Raw genomic sequence first — 5,905 nt, 5'->3', positions numbered from 1 at the left:
CTCCGGCCTCCTGCGAAGCCGTGGCCCCCACCCTTCCCGCTTCGCGGGCCCCTTCCCTCCCCCGCCGGAAGCAGGGGAGGGAGGATCAGGCCACGTCTTCCAACTCCAGGATCCGAAACCCGTAGCGCCCGTCGCCATGGTCGGCGACGTCGTAGCACAGCGTCTTGTCCACCCGGTTGTCGGGGTGGAAGGTCAGCACGCGCGGCTTCAGGGTGGCGATCTCGGTGGGCTGGCAGTACCAGGAGGCGGCGATGATGATCTCGTCGCCGATCTGGCAGGTGCGCGCCGCCGAGCCGTTCAGCACGCAGGCGCGCGAGCCGCGCTCGCCGTAGATCACATAGGTGCTGATCCGCGCGCCGGAGTTCTTGTTCCAGATCTCGACGAACTCCAGCGGCAGGATGCCCACCGCCTCGCACTGCTCGGGGTCGAGCGTGATCGAGCCTTGGTAGTTCAGGTTCGCGTCGGTGACGCGGATCCCGTGAAGCTTGGCCCGCACTACCTTGATCATGTTCGCCCCCGCGATAATCGACGGGGCGATATACACGATGCGGGGGCGCCGTCGTCAAGGACAAGCGGCGCCCCGGCCGTATCACATCCCCGGATAGTTCGGGCCGCCGCCGCCCTCGGGCACGACCCAGTTGATGTTCTGCGTGGGATCCTTGATGTCGCAGGTCTTGCAGTGCACGCAGTTCTGCGCGTTGATCTGCAGGCGCGGGTTGGTGCCGTCCTCGTTGCGGACGATCTCGTACACCCCGGCCGGGCAGTAGCGCGTCTCCGGCGCGTCGTAGAGCGCGAGGTTGACCCGGATCGGCGTCTCCGAATCCTTCAGCGTCAGGTGCGCCGGCTGGTCTTCCTCGTGGTTGGTGTTGGACAGGTACACCGAGGACAGCCGGTCGAAGCTCACCTTGCCGTCCGGCTTCGGATAGGCGATCGGCTGCGCCTCGCTGGCCTTCTTCAGCGTCGCATGGTCCGGGTGCTTGTGGTGCAGCGTCCACGGCGACTTGCCGCCGGTGGCCGTCTCGTACGCCGCGTTGGCGAGGCCGGCCCACAGCCCCTTCTGGAAGCCCGGGCGGATGTTGCGGACCTTGTGGAGTTCGTCCCACACCCACGACTGCTTGAGACGCGCCGGGTACTCCGGCACCTCGCGGTCGTTGCTGCCGTTGGTCAGGTGTTCGAACACCGCCTCGGCCGCGACGATGCCCGACTTCATGGCGGTGTGGTTGCCCTTGATCTTCGGCACGTTCAGGAAGCCCGCCGTGTCGCCGACCAGCAGGCCGCCGGGGAAGGTCAGCTTCGGGATCGACTGGAAACCGCCCTCGCTCAGCGCGCGCGCGCCGTAGGCGATGCGCCGGCCGCCCTCGAAGGTCGGGCGGATCGCCGGGTGCGTCTTGTAGCGCTGGAACTCCTCGAACGGGCTGAGGTGCGGGTTGTCGTAGTCGAGGCCGATCACGAAGCCGACCGACACCAGATTGTCCGCGAGGTGGTAGAGGAACGAGCCGCCGTAGGTCTTGCGCGTCATCGGCCAGCCGATGGTGTGCTCGATCAGGCCAGGGTTCGCCTTGGCGGGGTCGATCTCCCACAGCTCCTTGATGCCGATGCCGTAGGTCTGCGGATCGACGCCGTCGCGCAGGTTGAAGCGCGCCATCAGCGTCTTGGTCAGCGAGCCGCGGCAGCCCTCCGCGAAGATGGTCTGGCGGGCGTGCAACTCGACACCCGGCGTGTAGTTGCCGGTGGGCTGGCCGTCCTTGCCGATGCCCATGTCGCCGGTGGCCACACCCTTCACGGCGCCGCTGTCGTCGTACAGCACTTCCGAGCCGGCGAACCCGGCGTAGATCTCGACGCCCAGTTCCTCCGCCTGCTGGCCGAGCCAGCGGCCGAGGTTGCCCAGCGAGATGATGAAGTTGCCGGTGTTGTGCATCTGCGGCGGAGTCGGCAGGCGGAACGCCTTGGTCTCCGTCAGGAAGAGGAAGCGGTCTTCCTTGGCCGGGGTGTTGAGCGGCGCGCCCTTGTCGCGCCAGTCGGGGATCAGCTCGTCGAGCGCGTGCGGCTCGAACACCGCGCCGGAGAGCAGGTGAGCGCCCACCTCCGAGCCCTTCTCGATGACGCAGACCGACAGTTCCTTGCCGCTCTCGTTCGCCAGCTGCTTCAGACGGATGGCGGCGGACAGGCCGGACGGCCCCGCGCCCACGACGAGAACGTCGTATTCCATCACCTCGCGCGGTTCGCGCTCCATGCTTGCCTCCCGAATTTCTTCTTCCCGGCCGCCGTGGCGGCGCGCACGTTAACCCGTTGACCATTACGGCATGCGATCACTTCCCATGTATGACCACAGGAGGCATGCTAAGGTCAAATCATGAGTGACCTCTGCGACATACTCTCCGCGCTGCGCTGGCATGTGGACATCGGCTGCGACGAGGCGGTGGCCGACGCGCCCATGGACTGGAGCACCTTTGCCGGCCGTCCGCAACCGGCATCGCGCCAGCCGGCCGCGCCGCGCGCACCCGCCGCACCCACGGCGCGGACCCAGTCGACGTTCGGGGCCCAGCCGGCGGCGACCCCCGACCTGCCGCTGGGCGCCAGCGAGGCCGGCACCGCGGCGCGCGCCCGCGCCGGGGAGGCGAAGACGCTGGCCGAGCTGGAGGAAGCGCTGCGCGCCTTCGACGGCTGCCCGCTGAAGCGCACCGCCACCAACACCGTGTTCGCCGACGGCAACCCGCAGGCGAGGATCATGCTGATCGGCGAGGCGCCGGGCGAGGACGAGGACCGCCAGGGCAAGCCCTTCGTCGGCGTCAGCGGCAAGCTGCTCGACCGCATGTTGGGCTGGATCGGGCTGGACCGCACCACCGCCTACATCACCAACATCCTGCCCTGGCGTCCGCCCGGCAACCGCAGCCCGACGCAGGCGGAGATCGCCGCCTGCCTGCCTTTCCTGGAGCGCCATGTCGCGCTGGTGGCGCCCGACGTGCTGGTGCCGCTGGGCGGCACCTCGGCCAAGACGCTGCTGAACCGGGCGGAGGGCATCACCCGCCTGCGCGGCCAGTGGTTCGATTACGCGGCTCCTGGAACCGGCAAGACGGTGCCGGTGCTGCCCATGCTGCACCCCGCGTATTTGCTGAGGAATCCCATATCGAAACGCGAGGCGTGGCGTGATCTTCTGACCTTGCGCCAAAGGATCGGCCACACGGGCTAGCGCCATTTTCCCGGCGGCACTCAAGCCGTTGTGGTTCATCGACTTTCGCTGTTTTGGTCGTATTTCGTGCGAATCGGGCGCTTGCCATTCGCCGGAAACGACGTTATTTCGGTCAAATGCTCGGGATATCTCGCGGCGCAGCATGGAATGCCACCATGGTGCGGCAGAAACTCCTGGGGGCTTTGTGCGCGGCCGCCGTGTTCGCCGCCGCGCCTGGCTCGGATGGCCTTGGCACCGCCGCCCGCGCCGCCCTCGTGATCCACGGTCCGGACGGGCGTCCGATCGCACCGATGGGTGTCGGCTCCGCCGAACGACTGCCAGTGGCCCTGCCGGCGGACGAGGCGGCGCGCGCGCACCTGCTGGGCGAGGTGGACGCCGCCCGCTACCGCCTCATCTTCGAACTGCAGGACCGGTCGGAGTGGGACGCCGCCGACGCCGAGATCCGCGCGCTCAAGGACAAGCGCCTGCTCGGCCACGTGCTGCGCCAGCGCCTGCTGCACCCCGACCGCAAGGCGAGCTTCGACGAGCTGGCCGACTGGCTGCAGCGCTACGCCGACCACCCCGGGGCCGAGCGCATCCACCAGCTGGCGCTGCGCCGCCAGCCGAGCGGCGGCCGCGCGCCCAGGACGCCGCAGCAGCCCGACGACCCCACCTTCTCCGGCTCGCTGGAGCGCCTCGCCGGCGCCCGCCCGCAGGCCGAGGGCGGCGACGAGGGCGAGGGCGAGACGCTGAGCGTCACCCCGCGCAGCCGCAGCGGCCGCAGCCGCGCCGACACCGCCGCCATCGGCCGCTTCACCGACCTGCTGCGCGCCGGCAAGCCGGGCGCGGCGCTGCGGCTGCTCGGCGACGACGAGGTATCGCGCCAGCTCGACCCCGTGCAGTACGACACCGTGCGCGCCCGCATCGCCGCGGCGCTGTACTACGACGGCGAGGTTTCCCAGGCGCTGGCGCTCGCCTCGGCCAGCGCGGCGCGCTCGGGCGACGTGGTGCCGGACGCGCACTGGATCGCCGGGCTGGCGGCGTGGCGGCTGAAGCAGCACGACCGTGCGTCGCGCCACTTCGACGGGCTGGTGGCGGCGCGGCCGCGCTCGCCCTGGCTGCTCGCCGGCGGCGCCTACTGGGCCGCGCGGGCGCACCTCAAGAAGGGCCGGGCCGAGGAGGCGCGCGCCCAGCTTGTCATCGCCGCGCGCTTCCCGCACACCTTCTACGGGCTGGTCGCCGGGCGCGCGCTGGGCATCCCGCAGGCGCTGAACTGGCAATTGCCGGAGTTGACCGCCGAGCACATCGCCGCCATTTCCGAACGCCCCGCCGGGCGGCGCGCCGTGGCGCTCGTGCAGATCGGCCAAGTTGACACCGCCGGGCTGGAGCTGAAGCGCGTCCACCCCCGCGGCAACCCGCTGGCCGAGCAGGCGCTGCTGGTGCTGGCCGACCGCGCCGGGCTGGCCGGGCTGACGCTGCGCATCGGCAACGCGGTGACCGCGCCGGACGGTGCGCCCTACGACGCCGCGCTGTTCCCGCTGCCGCACTGGCAGCCGCGCAACGGCTTCCAGGTGGACCGCGCGCTGGTGTTCGCGGTGATGCGGCAGGAATCGCGCTTCGACCCGCGGCTGGTCAGCTCGGCCGGCGCCACCGGGCTGATGCAGATCATCCCCTCCACCGCCTCCTTCGTGGTCGGCCGCCACGTGGACCTGAAGGGAGAGGATTCGGAGCCCACCGCCCTCTTCGACCCCGCCAACAACATCGATCTGGGCCAGCGCTACCTGGCCGAGCTGATGGGAATGCCGGAGGTCGGCAACAACCTGTTCCTGCTGACCGCCGCCTACAACGCCGGCCCCGGCACCGCCGGCCGCTGGCGGCGCACCCTGGACGACGTGACCGACCCGCTGCTGTACATCGAGAGCCTACCCTACGCAGAGACGCGCGACTACGTCGAGAAGGTGCTGGCCAACTACTGGATCTACCGCATGCGCCTCGGGCAGCCGACGCCGTGCCTGGACGCCGTTGCGGCGGGGGGCTGGCCGGTCTATATGCCGATGGACTCCCGTCCGACGCAGGTCGCCCAGCATGCCCAGGATTGACGACACCCGCCCCTTCCTTCCCGTCAACATCGCCGTGATGACCGTCTCCGACACGCGCAGCGTCGAGGACGACAAATCCGGCGCCGCCCTGGTCGAGCGCCTGGAGAGGGCCGGCCACCGGCTGCACGCCCGCGCCATCGTCAAGGACGACGTCGCGGGCATCCGCGCCCAGGCGCAGGCCTGGATCGCCGACCCGGAGGTGGACGTGGTGCTGACCACCGGCGGCACCGGCGTGACAGGGCGTGACGTGACGCCCGAGGCGGTGGAAGGCCTGTTCGAGAAGCATATCCCCGGCTTCGGCGAGCTGTTCCGCTGGCTGAGCTACCAGAAGGTCGGCACCTCGACGATCCAGAGCCGGGCCACCGGCGGCGTCGCGAACGGGACGTACATCTTCGCCCTGCCCGGCTCACCCAGCGCCTGCCGCGATGCCTGGGACGGCATCCTGGAAGCCCAGCTCGACAACCGCCACCGTCCCTGCAACCTCGTCGAGCTGATGCCGCGGCTGAACGAGCATCGGAAGTGACTTTCCAGTCCCTCCCCCACCCCCGGTGGGGGAGGTTAGGTGGGGGCAACGGCCTCCCCGAGAAACCCAGGACGTTCCCGACCCTTGCCGCCCACCAGCCCCCCCCCCTCCCCC

At 70.3% G+C, this 5,905-nt stretch carries 4 protein-coding genes and 1 pseudogene; 3 read left to right on the top strand and 2 right to left on the bottom strand.

What is annotated here, in order from left to right:
- Positions 1 to 145: 145 nt before the first annotated feature.
- Together panD and TSO221_RS32910 are read right to left on the bottom strand one after the other, a co-directional pair.
- Positions 146 to 508: pseudogene (panD, locus tag TSO221_RS32915) on the bottom strand (aspartate 1-decarboxylase); the annotation flags it as partial.
- Positions 509 to 589: 81 nt separating this feature from the next.
- Positions 590 to 2,233: an electron transfer flavoprotein-ubiquinone oxidoreductase gene (locus TSO221_RS32910; protein ID WP_109122685.1), complete on the bottom strand. Its 1,644-nt coding sequence runs from the start codon at positions 2,231 to 2,233 to the stop codon at positions 590 to 592.
- Positions 2,234 to 2,353: 120 nt separating this feature from the next.
- Here TSO221_RS32910 and TSO221_RS32905 point away from each other — a divergent pair, with 120 nt between their 5' ends.
- The 3 genes from TSO221_RS32905 to moaB all read left to right on the top strand — a co-directional run bounded on the left by TSO221_RS32905 (position 2,354) and on the right by moaB (position 5,791).
- Positions 2,354 to 3,190 (top strand): uracil-DNA glycosylase, encoded by an 837-nt coding sequence (locus TSO221_RS32905; protein ID WP_109122684.1) that lies wholly within the window; start codon positions 2,354 to 2,356, stop codon positions 3,188 to 3,190.
- Between the two features lie 155 nt (positions 3,191 to 3,345).
- Positions 3,346 to 5,268: a lytic transglycosylase domain-containing protein gene (locus TSO221_RS32900; RefSeq protein ID WP_247878378.1), complete on the top strand. Its 1,923-nt coding sequence runs from the start codon at positions 3,346 to 3,348 to the stop codon at positions 5,266 to 5,268.
- A complete protein-coding gene (gene moaB / locus TSO221_RS32895; RefSeq protein WP_109122682.1) occupies positions 5,255 to 5,791 on the top strand; it encodes a molybdenum cofactor biosynthesis protein B in 537 nt (178 codons plus the stop codon). The genes TSO221_RS32900 and moaB overlap by 14 nt, the downstream gene beginning before the upstream one ends.
- Positions 5,792 to 5,905 lie beyond the last annotated feature (114 nt).

It is taken from the genome of Azospirillum sp. TSO22-1, assembly GCF_003116015.1.
Taxonomy (GTDB): Bacteria; Pseudomonadota; Alphaproteobacteria; order Azospirillales; family Azospirillaceae; genus Azospirillum.
The sequence above is the reverse complement of the archived record's forward strand: the minus strand, read 5'-3'. Positions and strand labels throughout refer to the sequence as shown.